This is a genomic window from Limimaricola hongkongensis DSM 17492 (genome assembly GCF_000600975.2).
GTDB lineage: Bacteria > Pseudomonadota > Alphaproteobacteria > Rhodobacterales > Rhodobacteraceae > Limimaricola > Limimaricola hongkongensis.
In genome coordinates this window covers 51,235-67,611 of record NZ_CM002675.1, presented here as the reverse complement: position 1 = coordinate 67,611, position 16,377 = coordinate 51,235, and the positions used below count along the sequence as shown (strand labels likewise).

Here is a 16,377-nt window from a genome sequence, read left to right as displayed (position 1 = left end):
CTCTTACCTCAATGCGCGACGGCGGCGGCCGCCGCCTCGTCGATCAGCCGCCCCGTGCGGAAGCGGTCCAGCGTGAAGGGCGCGTTGAGCGCGTGCGGCTCGCCCGTCGCCACCGTGTGCGCCAGCACATGCGCCGCGCCGGGCGTCGCCTTGAAGCCCCCGCGTGCCCCAGCCGCAATTGACGAAGAGGTTCTTCACCGGCGTCTTGCCGATGATCGCCGAGCGATCCGGCGTCACGTCCACCGTGCCGCCCCATTTGCGCAGCATCCGCATCCGGTTGAAGATCGGGAACACCTCGCAGATCGCCGCGACCGTATGCTCGATCAGCGGCAGCCCGCCGCGCTGGCTATAGCTGGTGTATTGATCCGTGCCCGACCCGATCACCAGCTCGCCCTTGTCGGACTGGCTGATATAGGCGTGCACCGTGTTCGACATCACCACGCAGGGGAACACCGGCTTGACCGGCTCCGACACCAGCGCCTGCAACGGAAAGCTTTCGAGCGGCATCCGCACATCGGCGCTCTGCATCACCACGGATGTGTGTCCCGCCGCCGACACCGCGACCTTCTTGGCGCCGATGAAGCCCTTGGCGGTATCGACCCCCGTCACCGCCCCGTCCGGCCCGCGCCTTATCGCGATCACGGGGCAATTCTGGATGATATCGACGCCCATCGCCGCCGCCGCCCGCGCGTAGCCCCACGCCACCGCGTCGTGCCGCGCGGTCCCGGCGCGCATCTGCAACGCCGCGCCCATCACCGGGTAGCGCGCGTCCTTCGAGATATTGAGCGGCGGGCAGAACGCCTTCGCTTCCTCCGGCGTCAGCCAGCGGTTGTCGACGCCGTTGAGCCGGTTCGAATGCACGTGGCGCTGGAAGCTCTGCACGTCATGCACGTTATGCGCCAGCATCATCACGCCCCGGCGCGAGAACATGACGTTGTAGTTCAGCTCCTGTGACAGCCCGTCCCACAGGTCGAGCGCGTGGTCATAGAGCTTGGCGCTTTCGTCATAGAGGTAATTCGAGCGGATGATGGTGGTGTTGCGCCCGGTGTTGCCGCCGCCCAGCCAGCCCTTGTCGATCACCGCGACATTGGTGATGCCGTGTTCGCGGGCAAGGTAATAGGCCGCGCCCAGCCCATGCCCGCCGGCGCCGACGATGATGACGTCGTATTGCTTCTTGGGTTCGGCATCGGGCCATTGCGCGCGCCAGCCGGTGTGGCCGGTCAGCGCGTTCTTCACCACGGCAAAGGCGGAGTATCGGGTCATCGGGGCGGTCCTCGGGCGGGGGCGTCGGGCGCAGGGCGTCGCCCCCGAAGTGCCACGATCGCGCGCCGCCCGAGCGGATGGATGCGACGCATCGGGGCGGCGTTTGCGACATCGCCGCCCCGGCGGGCCTAGCGCCGGGGCAGGAACCCCGCATGCCGGTTCACGTCCTTGTAGAGCAGGTAGCGGAACGGCCCCGGCCCGCCCGCATAGCAGGCCTGCGGGCAGAAGGCGCGCAGCCACATGAAATCGCCCGCCTCGACCTCGACCCAGTCGCGGTTGAGCTTGTAGACCGCCTTGCCCTCCAGCACGTAAAGCCCGTGCTCCATCACATGCGTCTCCTCGAACGGGATCACCCCGCCGGGCTGGAAGGTGACGATGGTGACATGCATGTCGTGGCGCATGTCCGCCGGGTCGACGAAGCGGGTGGTGGCCCAACGGCCCTCTGTGCCGGGCATCTCGGTGGGCGCGGCTTCGGCATCCGAGGTGACGACCGGATCGGGCTTCTCCAACCCCTCGACCGGCTCATAGAGCTTGCGGATCCAGTGGAACCGCGCCGCCCCCTCGCCCGCATTGCGCAGCGACCAGCGGCAATCGGCGGGCAGGTAGGCAAAGCCGCCCTCGGCCAGCGCATGGGTTTCGCCCTCGATCCGCAGATCGACCCCGCCCTCCACCACGAAGATCACGCCTTCGACGCCCGGCTCGGTCTCGCCGCGCTCCGAACCGCCGCCCGGCCCGACCTCCATCAGGTATTGCGAAAACGTCTCGGCAAAGCCGGTCATGGGCCGCGCGATCACCCAAAGCCGCGTCCCCTCCCAGAACGGCAGAAAGCTCGTGGTGATGTCGCGCATCGTGCCGGCGGGCAGCACGGCATAGGCTTCGGTGAAGACCGCGCGCCCGGTCATCAGCTCGGTCTGGTCGGGATGGCCGCCCTTCTGGGCGTGGTAGCGGGCTCGGGTCATGGGGTGTCCTTCCGGGGGTTGTCCTTCTGGGCGGGCTGGGGCGCAGTGTTCCACGGATCGCCCCGCCCGTCTTGGCCCCGGCAGCGACAAGGTATTTCAGCCTGCGCTTGATAATGCCCGCCCCGGATGTGCATGGCCCTTGCCCTTCCCGGTCCGGCCTGATGGAGCTTCAAATAATTTGGCATGATCCGCGCCGCGCCGCTGCGATAGGCTGCGCCCAAGCAAAGGAGACCCCGACTTGAACCGCTATCCCCGCGACATGATCGGCCACGGCGCCGAGACCCCCGACCCGAAATGGCCCGGCGGCGCGAAGATCGCGCTGCAGATCGTGCTCAATTACGAAGAGGGCGGCGAAAACAACGTGCTGCACGGCGATGCGGGCTCCGAGGCGTTCCTGTCCGAGATCGTCGGCGCCGCCCAGTGGCCGGGGCAGCGCCACTGGAACATGGAATCGATCTACGAATACGGCGCCCGTGCCGGGTTCTGGCGGCTGCACCGGATGCTCAGGGATCTGCCCGTCACCGTCTACGGCGTCGCCACCGCGCTGGCGCGCAGCCCCGAACAGGTCGCGGCGATGAAAGACGCGGACTGGGAGATCGCATCTCACGGCCTGAAATGGATCGAGTACAAGGACGCCGACGAGGCGCATGAGCGCGCCGACATGGAGGAGGCGATCCGCCTGCACACCGAGGTGGTGGGCGAGGCCCCGCGCGGCTGGTACACGGGCCGGTCGTCCGACAACACCGTCCGGCTCGTGGCCGAGCAGGGCAGCTTCGCCTATGCCGCCGACACCTATGCCGACGACCTGCCCTACTGGTCGCGCTTCGGGGATCGGGACCAGCTCATCGTGCCCTACACGCTCGACGCCAACGACATGCGCTTCGCCACGCCGCAGGGCTTCAACTCGGGCGACCAGTTCTTCGCCTATCTCAAGGACAGCTTCGACTGCCTCTACGAAGAGGGCGTCGAGGGCGCACCGAAAATGATGTCGATCGGCCTGCATTGCCGGCTCGTCGGGCGGCCCGGACGGGCGCAGGCGCTCAAACGCTTTCTCGATTACGTCCGCCGCCACGAAGGCGTTTGGTTCGCCACGCGGCTCCAGATCGCCGAGCACTGGGCCGCGACCCACCCGCCGGTGGCGCGCGAACGCCCCTCGGAGATGGAGCGCGACACCTTCGTCTCCCGCTTCGGCGGCATCTTCGAGCATTCGGCATGGATCGCCGAGCGCGCGCATGACCTCGAACTCGGGCCCGCCCATGACACGGCGACAGGGCTGCACAACGCGCTCGCCCGCGCCTTCCGCTCGGCCACGCCGGACGAGCGGCTCGGCGTGCTCACCGCGCACCCCGATCTCGCGGGCAAGCTGGCGGCGGCCAAGCGGCTGACCGCCGAGAGCACCGCCGAACAGGCCAGCGCCGGTCTCGACGCGCTCACCGATGCGGAACGCGCGCGCTTTACCGAACTCAACGACGCCTATGTCGCGAAATTCGGCTTTCCCTTCATCATCGCCGTGCGCGACCACGACAAGGCGGGCATCCTTTCGACCTTCGAGGCGCGCGTGGACAGCGACCGCGACACCGAATTTGCCGAGGCCTGCCGACAGGTCGAACGCATCGCGCTGCACCGGCTGAAGGCGGTGCTCCCTCCGGCCGGAGGCCGGGACCGGTCATGAGCCGCGAGATCCGCACCGAGCCGCTGACCCGCGACGCCTTCGCCCCCTTCGGCGACGTGATCGAGGCCGCGGGCGCACCCGACAAGCTCATCAACCAAGGCCTCTGCGGGCGGCATCACGACCTCGCCCGGCTCGATTTCGGGGATGGCGGACGGGCCGGGATCAGCGTCTTCGACGCGAAGCCCCGCGCCCTGCCCTACAGCTTGGAGATGGTCGAGCGGCACCCCGAGGGCTCACAGGCCTTCGTGCCGATGAGCTTGGCGTCGTTCCTCGTCATCGTCGCCCCCGACGCGGGCGGCGCGCCGGGCCAGCCGCGCGCCTTCGTCACCACGCCGGGCCAGGGCATCAACCTGCTGCGCGGCACATGGCACGGCGTGCTGACCCCGCTCGAAGCCCCGGGCCTCTTCGCGGTGATCGACCGGATCGGCGAGACCGCCAATCTCGAAGAGCACTGGTTCGACGCGCCGTGGACCGTGACCGGCTAAAACACGCGGGGCCGGTCCACCCGGCCCCATCCCCGTCTCAGCTGCCGCGATAGGTCGAATAGCCGAAGGGCGAGACCAGAAGCGGCACGTGGTAGTGGTCGTCCTGCGACATGCCGAAGCGCAGCGGCACTTCGTCGAGAAAGCGCGGGCTTTCGGGTGCCACGCCGCAGGCATCGAGGTAATCGCCCACCGCGAAGACCAGCTCAAAGGTGCCGGTTTCGAACTCCGCCTCGGGCAGGATCGGCGCGTCGGTGCGCCCGTCGGCATTGGTGACCGTCTCCTTGATGACGCGCCGGGTGTCGCCCTCGATCCGGGCAAGGGTGATCCGCATCCCGGCGGCGGGGCAGCCGCGCGCGGTGTCGAGAACATGGGTGGTCAGAAATCCGGGCATCGCGGTCGCTCCTTGAATTGCGCCGCCAGACTAGCGCGGCGCGCCGGGCGGCGAAAACCACCCGCCGCGCCGAGGGTGTTTCAACTTATCCCTGCGGATCGGCCCCACCGGCGCACCCCCGGCCTCACCCGCCGAGCGCGATCCCCTCGCGGCGCGGATCGGCCCCGCCCATAAGACCCCCTTCGCCGATCTCGATCGCGTGCAGCCCCGAGGTCAGGTCGCGGATATTGGTCTCGAAGCCGATCTCCTTGAGCGGCGCCTCCAGCGCCTCGGCCTGCGTCCCGGCCTCCAGGTCGAAGGTGCCGAACCGGTTCACCAGATGCGGCGCGGCGAGTGCTTGCTGCACGTCCATGCCCCAATCGGCCCAGTTGACGATGGCCTGCGCGACATAGCCGATGATCCGGCTGCCGCCGGGCGAACCGACGACCAGCACCGGCGCATCGCCCTGCATCACGATGGTCGGCGCCATCGAGGAGCGCGGCCGCTTGCCCGGTTCGACCCGGTTGGCGATGGGCCGGCCCTCGTCATGCGTGGCAAAGCTGAAATCGGTCAGCTCGTTGTTGAGCAAGAACCCCCGCACGAACAGCCGCGAACCGAAGCCGTTCTCGATCGTCGTGGTCATCGACAGCGCGTTGCCATCGCCGTCGACGATGGAGATGTGGCTGGTCGATGGCAGCTCGATCGACTGGTCGTCGCCCCAGAGCATCGCGTGCTGCCATTCGGGGCTTCCCGGCGCCACCTCGGGCAGCGCGTCGTCGCCCGACAAGAGCGCCGCCCGCTCGGCGAGATAGGCCGGATCGACGAGACCTTGGGTCGGCATCGGCACGTAATCGCTGTCGGCCATGTAGCGGCCCCGATCCGCGAAGGCGAGCCGCGAGGCATCGCCGATCAGCCGCCACGCCTCGGCGCTCTCGGGCCCCATGCCGCCGATGTCATAGGTCTCCAGCATCCCGAGGATCTGCCCCACGGTCAGCGCCCCCGACGATGGCGGCCCCATGCCGCAGACCTCGAAATCGCGGTACTCGGCGCAGACCGCCTCGCGCTCCACCACGTCGTAGATTTCAAGATCGCGCTCGGACAGCACGCCGGGATTGCCCGCCGCGCCCTGCACCGTCGCCACGATGTCGGCGGCGATGCCGCCTTCATAGAACGCATCCGCGCCGGTTTCGGCGATGGCGCGCAGCACTTCGGCGTAATCGGGGTTGGTCAGCCTGTCGCCCGCGGCGATCGCGGTGCCGCCGGGAAAGAAATATTCCGCCGTCGCGTCGAATCTCTGCAACCGCTCGGCGTCATCGGCCACCAGCGTCGCCAGCCGCGGCGACACGGCAAAGCCGTCCTCGGCATGGGCGATGGCCGCGTCGAACAGCCCCGACCAGTCGGATTTGCCCCATTTGCCATGCGCCGCCTCCAAAAGCCGCGGCGTGCCCGGCGTGCCGACCGACAGCCCGCCGACCACCGCGTCGAAGAACTCCAGCGGTTCGCCCGCCTCGTCCTGAAACAGCGTCGGCGTCGCCGCCAGCGGCGCGGTTTCGCGCCCGTCAAGCGTGGTCAGCTCGCCGCTCTCCGCGTCGTACCAGACGAGAAACGCGCCGCCGCCAAGCCCCGAGCTTTGCGGCTCCACCAGCCCGAGCACCGCCTGCACCGCCACCATCGCATCGGCGGCCGAGCCGCCATTGCGCAGCACCTCGGCCCCGGCCTCGACCGCGAGCGGGTTGGCGGCGGCGACCATCCAGTCCTGCGCCTCGACCGGCTGGCCCGCCTGTTTGGCCTGCATCGCGGCGCGCGCCGCCTCGGACAGCCCGACGATTTCGCCGGTCGATGTGCCTTCGGTCGTGACGGCATCGGCGGCCTGCTGCGCGGCGGCGGGCCCTGCGGCCAGCAGCAGCATCGGGATCACGGCGTGTCTCATCGGTCTGCTCCTCTACGAGTTGCAGCCATTAAGCGCACCGCCTGCCCTAGGGGCAACCCCCACCGGCTCAGCGCAGACCGTTCAGCGCAGCCGGGCCTCGGTCTGCGCGTCGAACAGCATCGCCCGCTCCGGCGCGACGCCGAGCCCGACCCGTTCGCCCGGACGCGGCGCCGCCTCGTCCTCGTCGAGCTCGACCACCAGCCGGTCGCCGGTCCCCGCCACGAGATAGGCATAGGACACGCCGCCCAACCGCTCCACCAGATCGACCGCGTGGCTGTCGCCTTCGGCCAGGCTGAGATGCTGCGGACGCACGCCGACGATCACCTCCGTCCCCGCGCCGGGCAGCGTCGCGGGCACGGCCAGCGTCTGCGCCCCGAGCCCCGGCGCCAGCACGCCGCCCTCGGCCACCGATCCGCCGACGAAATTCATCGCCGGAGAGCCGATGAAGCCCGCGACGAAACGGTTGTCGGGGTCGCGATAGAGATCCATCGGCGCGCCGACCTGCTCGATATGTCCCGCCCGCAGCACCACGATCTTGTCAGCCAGCGTCATCGCCTCGACCTGGTCATGGGTGACGTAGATCATCGTCGCGCCGATCTCCTTGTGCAGCCGCGCGATCTCCACCCGCATGTCGACCCGCAACTCGGCGTCGAGGTTCGACAAGGGTTCGTCGAACAGGAACACCTCCGGGCCGCGCACGATGGCCCGGCCGATGGCGACCCGCTGGCGCTGCCCGCCCGACAGCGCCTTGGGCTTGCGCTTGAGGTAATCGTCGAGCTTGAGGATGCGGCTCGCCTCGCGGACCTTTTCCTTGATCTCGGCCTTGGCGTGGCCGGTCATCTTCAGCCCGAAGCCCATGTTTTCCTCGACCGACATGTGCGGGTAGAGCGCATAGGTCTGAAACACCATCGCCACGCCGCGATCCGCCGGGTCGGCGCGGGTCACGTCGTGTTCGCCGATATGGATCTGCCCGTCGGTGGTCTCCTCCAGACCGGCGATCATCCGCAGCAATGTCGACTTGCCGCAGCCCGACGGGCCGACGAAGACCACGAATTCGCCATCCGCGATGTCGAGATCGACCCCGTGGATCACCTCCACCTCGCCATAGCGCTTGACCAGCTTGCGCAGCGTGACGTCAGACATTTCTCTCTCCCTTGTCGCGGGCCTGCCCCTCGTCGGGGAAGCGCCACGCCTCCATGTCCCTTGAAATATGCGCCGCCGCCTCCCGCAGCAGCGGCACCATCGCCTCCAGGTCGTTCAACGTCTTGCGCGCCGTGACCGATGTGACCGACAGCGCGCCGATCACCCGGTCGCGCGCCGTCAGGATCGGCACCGCCACGCAGATGATGCCCGGCTCGTGCTCCTCGCGGTCAAAGGCGAAACCCGCCGCGCGGATCGCGGCCAGCTCGGCGCGCAGCGCGTCGGCCTCGGTGATCGTCTGCGGCGTGAACCGGTAGAAGCTTTGCAGCGCCACCGTCCGGTCGAGCGCGGCGGGCTCCAGAAAGGCCAGCATCGCCTTGCCGACGCCGGTGCAATGCGCCGGGCCGACCTTGCCGGCCTGACTGAACATCTCGATCGGCTGCGACGGCACGCGTTTGTCGACGTAAAGCACCTGCCCCGCGTCGAGCTGCGCCAGATGCACCGTCTCCTGCGCCCGCGCCGCCAGCCGCGCCAGATGCGGCCGCGCCACCGGCGCCAGAGAGGATTGCTGCCACGCCGCATGCGCCAGCCGCATCAGCCGCAGCCCCGGCGCATAGGTCTGCCGCTCGGAATCATGCGCCAGAAGCCCCTGGTTGGTGAGCGTCTGGAGCAACCGGTACAGCGTCGCCTTGGGGTAATCCGAACGCGCGCGCAGCTCGTTGAAGCGCACCGGCCGTTCGAACCCGGCCACCAGGTCGAGCACCGTCACCGCCTTGCCGATGGTGCCGTCGCCGGCCTGCATCCCCGCCTGCGAAGCGGTCCGGGATTCGCCCTGCGCGTCGTGCTGCTGCGCCGTCATCCGTCTCTCCCCCGCTGTGCCGCGTCCCGTGGCGGCCCCGGTTTCCCCGACGAAAGGCGACGCCGCGTCAGGGCTGTTGACAAGCATAGGCCCGGTCGGCGTATCATTTCAATATGCAAAACCTGTTCTCAAATAATGAGACTGGTGGCGCAAAGCAAATGGGGAGGAGACCATGGCTATTCACCACCGGGCCGCGCTTGCCGCGCTGGCCATGTCGACACTTCTGTCGACCGGCGCACTCGCCGAGAGCCACGAGATGGCGCTCACGGGCGATCTCAAGATCTTTTCGGACATGTCCAACCCCGCGCCCCGCGCGGTGATGGAGGGGATGATCGACCGCTTCGGCGAGATGCACCCGGATCTGAACATCGAGCTGACGGTGATCGACCGCGAAGCCTACAAGACGCAGATCCGCAACTTCCTGACCGCCAACCCGCCGGACGTGGCGAACTGGTACGCGGGCAACCGCATGGCGCCCTATGTGGACGCCGGTCTGTTCGAGGACGTCTCGGACCTCTGGGAGGGGGACATGTCCGAGCAGCTGGCCTCGACCAAGGGCGCGATGACGCTCGACGGCAAGCAGTGGGGCGTGCCCTATACCTATTACCAGTGGGGCATCTACTACCGCGAGGACATCTACGCCGAGCACGGGCTCGAAGAGCCGCAGGACTGGGACCAGCTCAAGTCGAACTGCCAGACGCTTCTGGACAACGGCATCAAGTGCTTCACCATCGGCACCAAGTTCCTGTGGACCGCCGCCGGCTGGTTCGACTACCTCAACATGCGCACCAATGGCTACGATTTCCACATGGCGCTCACCGCCGGTGAGGTCGAATGGACCGACGACCGGGTGAAACAGACCTTCGCCAACTGGGCGGAGCTGATCGAGATGGGCGCCTTCATCGACAACCACACCGCCTATAGCTGGCAGGAGGCGCTGCCCTTCATGGTGAATGGCGAGGCCGCGGCCTATCTGATGGGCAACTTCGCCGTCGCGCCGCTGCGCGAGGCGGGGCTCACGGACGACCAGCTCGGCTATGCGCAGTTCCCGGCGATCAACCCCGACGTGGCGCTGGCCGAGGACGCGCCGACCGACACCTTCCACATCCCGTCGGGTGCCGAGAACAAGGAGGCCGCCAAGGCGTTCCTGAAATTCGTCACCTCGGCCGAGAACCAGACGCTGATCAATGCCGGCGACGGGCTCGGCCAGCTGCCGGTCAACGCCAACTCCTCGGTCGATGACGACGAATTCCTGAAGGAGGGCTTCGAGACGCTGTCCTCGAACAGCCCCGGCGGCGTCGCGCAGTTCTTCGACCGCGACGCGCCCGCCGAGATGGCCAAGGTCGCGATGGAGGGCTTCCAGGAGTTCATGGTCAAGCCCGACAATCTCGACCGGATCCTCGACCGACTCGAGCGCGCGCGCCAGCGGATCTACTGATCCGAAGGCACGCCCGATCGCCGGGGGCGGCAAGCCCGCCCCCGGCCCCCATATTCCCTTTCGCCAGAGGTGCAGCCATGGCCCCGCTTCCGCCGTCCACCGCGCCCCGCCCCGCACCGGGCCCGGCCCGCCGCTCGTGGTGGGGCCGCAACCAGATCGCGATCACGCCCTGGCTGTTTCTCGCCCCCGGCATCCTGTTCTTCGCGGTCTACGTGCTGATCCCGGTGTTCCAGAGCTTCAACGTCTCTCTTTACGACTGGGACGGGCTCGGGGCCGCCGAATATGTCGGCCTGCGCAATTACGAGGAAATGTATTACGACGACGCGTTCTACACCTCGCTGCGCAACAACCTGATCTGGCTGGTGCTCTACCTGCTGGCGATCCCCATGGGTCTCGCCATCGCGCTGTTCCTGAACCAGACCGTCACCGGCATCCGCATCTACAAATCGCTGTTCTTCTTTCCCTTCGTGATCTCACAGGTCGTCGTCGGCCTCGTCTTCAGCTGGTTCTACGATCCGTCCTTCGGGCTGTTGAACGTCATGCTGGGCTGGTTCGGCGCGGGGCCGATCAACGTGCTGGGCGACGAGCGCTGGGTGACCTACGGCATCATCGCCGCCGGGCTCTGGCCGCAGACCGCCTATTGCATGATCCTCTATCTCACCGGCCTCAACGCCGTGGACCCCGAGCAGATCGAGGCGGGCCGCCTCGACAACGCCAAGGGCTTTCGCATGCTGTGGCACATCATCCTGCCGCAGCTGCGCCCCGCCACCTTCATCGCCTTCGTCGTCACCATCATCGGCGCGCTGCGCAGCTTCGACCTCATCTCGATCATGACCGCGGGCGGCCCGTTCGGCGAAAGCCGGGTGCTCAGCTTCTACATGTTCGAGGTGGCGCTGTCGGAATACGGCTTCCGCATGGGATATGGCGCGGCGATCGCGGTGGTGCTGTTCCTGATCATGCTGTGCTTCATCACCTATTTCCTGTGGTCGATGTACCGCGAGGAGCGCGGCCGATGACCCGCGAGCAGTTCGACGCGCTCTGCGCGACCCGGCCCGGCGCCACCCGGTCGGGCCCGGGCGAGCTCGACTCGTGGAAGGTCGGCGGCAAGATGTTCGCCTGCTGGGGCGATTACGCGCATCGCGACACCAACACCGCGACCGTGGTCGTCGCCACGCCCGACCGCGAAACCGCCGAAATGCTGGTCGAGGCCGGGGCCGCGCATTGGCCGCCCTATTTCCGCGGCGCATGGGTCGGGCTGACGCTGGACGGGCTCGATGTGGACGAGGCCCGCCACCGCATCGCCGTCAGCTACGCCCGGGTCCGCGCGGGCCTGACGAAAAAGGCGCAGTCGGACCTGCCGCCCCTGGAGGAGAGCTGAGATGTTCCCGACCCCGATCGAAAAACAGCCGCGCGGCGCGCAGATCGCCTACCAGTCGCTGATCCCCGTCGCGCTGATCCTGTGGCTTTTGCCGCTGATCGCGGTGGCGATCTTCTCGATCCGCCCCGACGCCGATTTCGCCAACGCCAATTACTGGGGCTGGCCCTCCTCCTTCGAGGGCGTCGCCAACTATTCGAAGGTCTTCTTCGAAAGCGACATGCCGCGCTATCTGCTGAACTCGGTCTTCATCACCGTGCCGACGGTGATCGGCGCCGTCGCGCTGTCCTGCATGACCGGCTTTGCGCTCGGCGTGTATAAATTCCGCGCCAACCTGTGGATCTTCTTCCTGTTCGTCGCGGGCAATTTCGTCCCCTTCCAGATCCTGATGGTCCCGGTGCGCGACCTGACGCTCGATCTCGGGCTCTACAACACCAAGACCGGGCTGGTGCTGTTCCACGTCGCCTTCCAGACCGGCTTTTGCACGCTGTTCATGCGCAACTTCATCCGCGCCCTGCCCTTCGAGCTGATCGAGGCGGCGCGCGTCGAGGGCGTGGCCGAATGGCGGATCTTCTGGTTCGTGGTGCTGCCCCTGATGAAGCCCGCCATCGCGGCGCTGGCGGTGCTGATCTTCACCTTCATCTGGAACGATTACTTCTGGGCCGTGGTGCTGACCCAGGGCGCCGAAAGCCAGCCGGTCACCGCCGGGATCACCTCGTTCAACGCGCAGTACCGCGCCGCCTATCACCTGATGAGCGCGGGCAGCATCGTCGCCGCCCTGCCGCCCGTGGCGATGTTCTTCCTGATGCAGCGCCACTTCATCGCCGGGCTGACGCTGGGAGCCGTGAAATGACCACCGACCACTGGCGCCTCGACAGCTTCACCCAGACCCTCGTTCTGGCCAGCGCCGATGCCCGCCTCCCCGAGGTGGTCTATTGGGGCGCGCCGCTGCCCAAGGGCTGCGATCTCGAAACCATCGCCCGCGCCCACGCCATGGACCGCACCGGCGGCATGCTCGACGCCAACCCGCCGCTGTCGATCTGCCCCGAGGCCGATCGCAGCTTTCCCGGCCAGCCGGGGCTTGCCTTGCGCGATGCAGACGGCCGGGTGCTCCGCCCCCGGCTGCGGCTCGCACGGGCCGAGACCGATCGCGACCGGCTCGACCTGCACTGCGCCGATGAAGACCTCGGCCTCACCTACACCGCGCGCCTTGCCATCGACCCCGACACCCATGTCCTCACCCTCTCCGCCGAGATCGAAAGCGAGACGCCCATCATCGTCGATTGGCTCGCCGCCCCGGTGCTGCCCGGCCCGCAGCTGTCGGACGAGATGATCGACATGGCGGGCCGCTGGATCGGTGAATTCCGCCCGCAGCGCACGCCGTGGTCCTCCGGCATCCGCCTGCGCGAGAGCCGCACGGGCCGGTCGGGACACGAACATTTCCCCGGGCTGATCGTGCCGGGGCGCGGCGCGACCAACACCACCGGCGAGGCGTGGGCGCTGCATTACGGCTGGTCCGGCGGGCACCGCATGCTGGCCGAGGAGCTGCCCGATGGCCGCCGCCAGATCCAGTTCGGCCACGCCACGGCCACCGAGCTCGCCCCCGTCACCCGCGCCGCGACCGGGCCGCTTCTGGCGACATTCTCGGGCGCTGGTCTCAACGGCTGCGCCATCGCGTTTCAACGCCACATCCGCGACCGCATCGTGCGATGGCCCGACCCCGACCGCCCGCGCCCGGTGCATTACAATTGCTGGGAGGCGATCTATTTCGACCACGATGTCGAGACGCTGAAACAGATCGCCACCCGCGCCGGCGCGCTCGGGGCCGAACGCTTCGTGCTCGACGATGGCTGGTTCGGCAGGCGCGACGACGACACCACCTCTCTGGGCGACTGGTGGATCGACGACCGCAAGTATCCCAAAGGGCTCGGCCCGCTGATCGACCACGTCCACGACCTGAACATGACCTTCGGCATCTGGTTCGAGCCGGAGATGATCAACGCCGACAGCGACACCTTCCGCGCCCATCCCGACTGGGCGATGGGCCCCACCGACCAGATCGAGGGCCGCCAGCAGCTCGTTCTCGATCTGACCAACGAAGCCGTGCGCGATTACCTGTTCGACCGGATCGGCGCGGTGCTGCGCGACCACGCGATCGACTATATCAAATGGGACCACAACCGCCTGCTCCCCTATGCCGATGCCGCCCAGACGCGCGGCATCTATGCCCTTCTTGACCGGCTGCGCGCCGCCCACCCGCAGGTCGAGATCGAAAGCTGCGCCTCGGGCGGCGGCCGGATCGACGCGGGCATCCTGTCGCGCACCCACCGGGTCTGGCTGTCGGACAGCAACGACGCCGCCGAGCGGCTGCGCATGCAGCACGAGGCGGCGCTGTTCCTTCCGGCGGCCATCACCGGCAGCCATGTCGGCCCGCGCCATTGCCACACCTCGGGGCGGGTGCATGACATCCGCCTGCGCGCTTGGGTCGCCGCACAGCGGCACATGGGCTTCGAGATGGACCCGCGCGAGCTGTCCGAGGAAGAGGCGCAGGTGCTCACCCGCGCCACCGCCTGGTGGAAATCCAACCGCGACTGGACCATGCGCGCCGACATCCACCGGCTCGACAGCGCCGACAGCCAGGTCATCGCCGAGCAGCAGATGGCGCGCGACGGCGCGCGCTTCGCCCTCTTCGCGGGCTATGGCGGCACCTCGTCACAGATCCTGCCGCGCCCGCTCCGCCTCACCGGTCTCGATCCCAACGCGACCTACCGGGTCGAGCTGGTCAATGCCGAGGATCTGGGCGTGCTGTCGCGCGGCCCCGCCGCGCTCAAACACGGCCCCGTCGACCTGCCCGGCGCCTATCTGATGGGCCACGGGCTGCACCTTCCCTGCGCCTTCCCCGACACCATATGGGTGCTTGAGGGCACCCGCCTTTGACGGACACCGCCATGACCGAGCCGACCCGCAGCCTTGGCTGCTGCTACTACCCCGAACACTGGCCGCGCAGCCTGTGGGCCGAGGATGCCCGCCGCATGGCCGAGACCGGGCTGACATGGGTGCGGATCGGCGAATTCGCGTGGTCGAAGCTCGAACCCACCCCCGGTGATCTCCGTTTCGACTGGCTCGACGAAGCGATCTGGACCCTGGGCGACGCCGGGCTTCGGATCGTGCTCGGCACCCCGACCGCCACGCCGCCGCGCTGGATGCTCGACCGCCATCCCGACATGCTCGCCGTCGACGCCACCGGCCATCCGCGCAAGTTCGGCTCGCGCCGCCATTACTGCTTTTCCCACGCGGGCTATGCCGCCGAAAGCGACCGGATCGTCACGCTTCTGGCCGACCGCTACGGGCGCAACGACCACGTGGCGGCCTGGCAGACCGACAATGAATATGGCTGCCACGACACCACCATCTCCTACTCCGACGCCGCCCGCGCCGCGTTTCGCCGCTGGCTGCGCGCCCGCTATCCCGGGACTGGCAATGACGGCGATATCGACGCGCTCAACGCCGCGTGGGGCAACGTGTTCTGGTCGATGGAATACCGCGATTTCGACGAGATCGACCTGCCCAACCTCACCGTGACCGAACCCAACCCGGCCCATGCGCTGGCCTTCCGGCGGTTTTCCTCGGATCAGGTCGTGGCCTTCAACCGCCGTCAGGCGGACATCATCCGCGCCCGCTCCACCGCGCCGATCACCCACAACTACATGGGCCGGATCACCGATTTCGACCATTTCGCCGTTGGCCGTGACCTCGATTTCGCCTCGTGGGACAGCTACCCCTTGGGCTTTCTCGAAGACCGCGCCGGCGCCACCCCCGATCAGCAGCGCGCCTTCGCCCGCCAGGGCGACCCCGATTTCCAGGCCTTCCACCACGACCTCTACCGCGCCGTGGGCCGGGGCCGGATGTGGGTGATGGAGCAGCAGCCCGGCCCCGTGAACTGGGCCCCGCACAACCCCGCGCCCCTGCCCGGCATGGTCCGGCTGTGGAGCTGGGAGGCCTTTGCCCACGGCGCCGAATGCGTCAGCTACTTCCGCTGGCGGCAGGCCCCCTTCGCGCAGGAACAGCTTCACGCAGGCCTTCTGCGCCCCGACAGCCAGCCCGCGCCGGGGCTGGAAGAGGCGGCACAGGTCGCGCGCGAAATCGCGCAGGCCCCCGCCGTCTCGGCCAAATCCGCCGAGGTGGCGCTGATCTTCGACTATGACGCCGACGCCGCATGGGCGGTGCAGCCGCACGGGGCGGGGCTGAGCTATTTCGGCCTCGTGCTCGATCTCTACAAGGCGATGCGCGGGCTTGGCCTGTCGGTCGACATCCTGCCCGCGACGACCCGCGATTTCACCGGCTACCGGCTGATCGCAGCACCCGGCCTGATGCACATGCCGGGCGATCTGAAATCCGCGCTCGCCCCTGCCGAGGCGGAGGTGCTGATCGGCCCGCGCAGCGGCGCCCGCGACGGCGAGTTTTCGATCCCTGTGCCGCTGCCGCCTGATTTTCCCGGCCTCGACGTCACGATCGCCCATATAGAGAGCCTGCGCCCCGACTGCCCCGCCCCGCTCGATCAGGGCGGCGCCTTCACCGGCTACTGCGAAACGCTCGACGGCGGCGCCAAGGTGGTCGAGCGCACCGCCACCGGCGCCCCGGCGCTGATGCGCGCGGGCCGGGTGAGCTATCTGGGCGGCTGGCCCGACCCGGTCGCGGCGCGGCGGATCATCGCGGGGCTCTGCGCGCGCGCCGGTCTCGACACGGTCGAGCTGCCCGACGGCATCCGCCGCCGCGACACCGGCACGGAGCGGTTCTGGTTCAACCACACCGAACGGGCGGTGCGGGTGGCGGGCCGCGACCTGCCGCCGATCTCGGTCACGCGCGAACTGCTCTGAACGGATCCG

The 16,377-nt window shown here is 68.4% G+C and carries 13 protein-coding genes and 1 pseudogene; 8 read left to right on the top strand and 6 right to left on the bottom strand.

All coding sequences use genetic code 11. The features are described 5' to 3' along the window. Window positions 1-8: 8 nt before the first annotated feature. Both LOKHON_RS00315 and LOKHON_RS00310 read right to left on the bottom strand, forming a co-directional pair. A pseudogene (locus tag LOKHON_RS00315) lies at window positions 9-1,263 on the bottom strand (sarcosine oxidase subunit beta family protein). Between the two features lie 128 nt (window positions 1,264-1,391). Then, on the bottom strand, window positions 1,392-2,222 hold the full coding sequence (locus tag LOKHON_RS00310; protein WP_017929830.1) for a bifunctional allantoicase/(S)-ureidoglycine aminohydrolase: 831 nt from the start codon (window positions 2,220-2,222) through the stop codon (window positions 1,392-1,394). Between the two features lie 238 nt (window positions 2,223-2,460). Between LOKHON_RS00310 and puuE the strand changes: the two genes are divergently transcribed. Beyond that, the gene (gene puuE / locus LOKHON_RS00305) at window positions 2,461-3,894 is read left to right on the top strand and encodes an allantoinase PuuE (protein WP_017929829.1); all 1,434 of its coding nucleotides are present in this window, start codon (window positions 2,461-2,463) and stop codon (window positions 3,892-3,894) included. Further along, the gene (locus tag LOKHON_RS00300; protein WP_017929828.1) at window positions 3,891-4,379 is read left to right on the top strand and encodes an ureidoglycolate lyase; all 489 of its coding nucleotides are present in this window, start codon (window positions 3,891-3,893) and stop codon (window positions 4,377-4,379) included. The genes puuE and LOKHON_RS00300 overlap by 4 nt, the downstream gene beginning before the upstream one ends. 37 nt (window positions 4,380-4,416) lie before the next feature. On the opposite strand, the gene uraH is transcribed toward LOKHON_RS00300, so the two are convergent. The 4 genes from uraH to LOKHON_RS00280 all read right to left on the bottom strand — a co-directional run bounded on the left by uraH (window position 4,417) and on the right by LOKHON_RS00280 (window position 8,678). Further along, window positions 4,417-4,770, bottom strand: a complete 354-nt coding sequence (gene uraH / locus LOKHON_RS00295) for a hydroxyisourate hydrolase (RefSeq protein WP_017929827.1) — start codon at window positions 4,768-4,770, stop codon at window positions 4,417-4,419. Between the two features lie 124 nt (window positions 4,771-4,894). Continuing rightward, the gene (gene ggt, locus LOKHON_RS00290) at window positions 4,895-6,679 is read right to left on the bottom strand and encodes a gamma-glutamyltransferase (protein WP_017929826.1); all 1,785 of its coding nucleotides are present in this window, start codon (window positions 6,677-6,679) and stop codon (window positions 4,895-4,897) included. Between the two features lie 81 nt (window positions 6,680-6,760). Further along, window positions 6,761-7,822: an ABC transporter ATP-binding protein gene (locus tag LOKHON_RS00285; protein ID WP_017929825.1), complete on the bottom strand. Its 1,062-nt coding sequence runs from the start codon at window positions 7,820-7,822 to the stop codon at window positions 6,761-6,763. Next, window positions 7,815-8,678, bottom strand: a complete 864-nt coding sequence (locus LOKHON_RS00280) for an IclR family transcriptional regulator (RefSeq protein ID WP_017929824.1) — start codon at window positions 8,676-8,678, stop codon at window positions 7,815-7,817. The genes LOKHON_RS00285 and LOKHON_RS00280 overlap by 8 nt, the downstream gene beginning before the upstream one ends. 172 nt (window positions 8,679-8,850) lie before the next feature. Between LOKHON_RS00280 and LOKHON_RS00275 the strand changes: the two genes are divergently transcribed. From LOKHON_RS00275 to LOKHON_RS00250, 6 genes are all read left to right on the top strand, one after another. Next, a complete protein-coding gene (locus LOKHON_RS00275; RefSeq protein ID WP_017929823.1) occupies window positions 8,851-10,116 on the top strand; it encodes an ABC transporter substrate-binding protein in 1,266 nt (421 codons plus the stop codon). A 77-nt stretch (window positions 10,117-10,193) separates the two neighbouring features. Further along, window positions 10,194-11,132, top strand: coding sequence for a carbohydrate ABC transporter permease (locus tag LOKHON_RS00270; protein ID WP_017929822.1), 939 nt, complete (start codon window positions 10,194-10,196; stop codon window positions 11,130-11,132). After that, window positions 11,129-11,494: an MmcQ/YjbR family DNA-binding protein gene (locus tag LOKHON_RS00265; RefSeq protein ID WP_017929821.1), complete on the top strand. Its 366-nt coding sequence runs from the start codon at window positions 11,129-11,131 to the stop codon at window positions 11,492-11,494. The genes LOKHON_RS00270 and LOKHON_RS00265 overlap by 4 nt, the downstream gene beginning before the upstream one ends. A gap of 1 nt (window position 11,495) precedes the next feature. Then, window positions 11,496-12,344: a carbohydrate ABC transporter permease gene (locus LOKHON_RS00260; protein ID WP_017929820.1), complete on the top strand. Its 849-nt coding sequence runs from the start codon at window positions 11,496-11,498 to the stop codon at window positions 12,342-12,344. Then, complete coding sequence (locus LOKHON_RS00255) at window positions 12,341-14,428, top strand: alpha-galactosidase (protein ID WP_017929819.1); 2,088 nt, start codon at window positions 12,341-12,343, stop codon at window positions 14,426-14,428. Before LOKHON_RS00260 ends, LOKHON_RS00255 begins: the two co-directional genes overlap by 4 nt. Window positions 14,429-14,439: 11 nt before the next feature. After that, window positions 14,440-16,368: a beta-galactosidase gene (locus LOKHON_RS00250; protein WP_036082195.1), complete on the top strand. Its 1,929-nt coding sequence runs from the start codon at window positions 14,440-14,442 to the stop codon at window positions 16,366-16,368. Window positions 16,369-16,377: the final 9 nt, after the last annotated feature.

Coding starts and splice junctions, on each gene's coding strand:
- LOKHON_RS00265 (WP_017929821.1), top strand. CDS start 11,129: ATGACCCGCGAGCAGTTCGACGCGCTCTGCGCGACCCGGCCCGGCGCC.
- LOKHON_RS00300 (WP_017929828.1), top strand. CDS start 3,891: ATGAGCCGCGAGATCCGCACCGAGCCGCTGACCCGCGACGCCTTCGCC.
- LOKHON_RS00285 (WP_017929825.1), bottom strand. CDS start 7,822: ATGTCTGACGTCACGCTGCGCAAGCTGGTCAAGCGCTATGGCGAGGTG.
- LOKHON_RS00280 (WP_017929824.1), bottom strand. CDS start 8,678: ATGACGGCGCAGCAGCACGACGCGCAGGGCGAATCCCGGACCGCTTCG.
- uraH (WP_017929827.1), bottom strand. CDS start 4,770: ATGCCCGGATTTCTGACCACCCATGTTCTCGACACCGCGCGCGGCTGC.
- LOKHON_RS00250 (WP_036082195.1), top strand. CDS start 14,440: ATGACCGAGCCGACCCGCAGCCTTGGCTGCTGCTACTACCCCGAACAC.
- LOKHON_RS00275 (WP_017929823.1), top strand. CDS start 8,851: ATGGCTATTCACCACCGGGCCGCGCTTGCCGCGCTGGCCATGTCGACA.
- ggt (WP_017929826.1), bottom strand. CDS start 6,679: ATGAGACACGCCGTGATCCCGATGCTGCTGCTGGCCGCAGGGCCCGCC.
- LOKHON_RS00270 (WP_017929822.1), top strand. CDS start 10,194: ATGGCCCCGCTTCCGCCGTCCACCGCGCCCCGCCCCGCACCGGGCCCG.
- LOKHON_RS00260 (WP_017929820.1), top strand. CDS start 11,496: ATGTTCCCGACCCCGATCGAAAAACAGCCGCGCGGCGCGCAGATCGCC.
- LOKHON_RS00255 (WP_017929819.1), top strand. CDS start 12,341: ATGACCACCGACCACTGGCGCCTCGACAGCTTCACCCAGACCCTCGTT.
- LOKHON_RS00310 (WP_017929830.1), bottom strand. CDS start 2,222: ATGACCCGAGCCCGCTACCACGCCCAGAAGGGCGGCCATCCCGACCAG.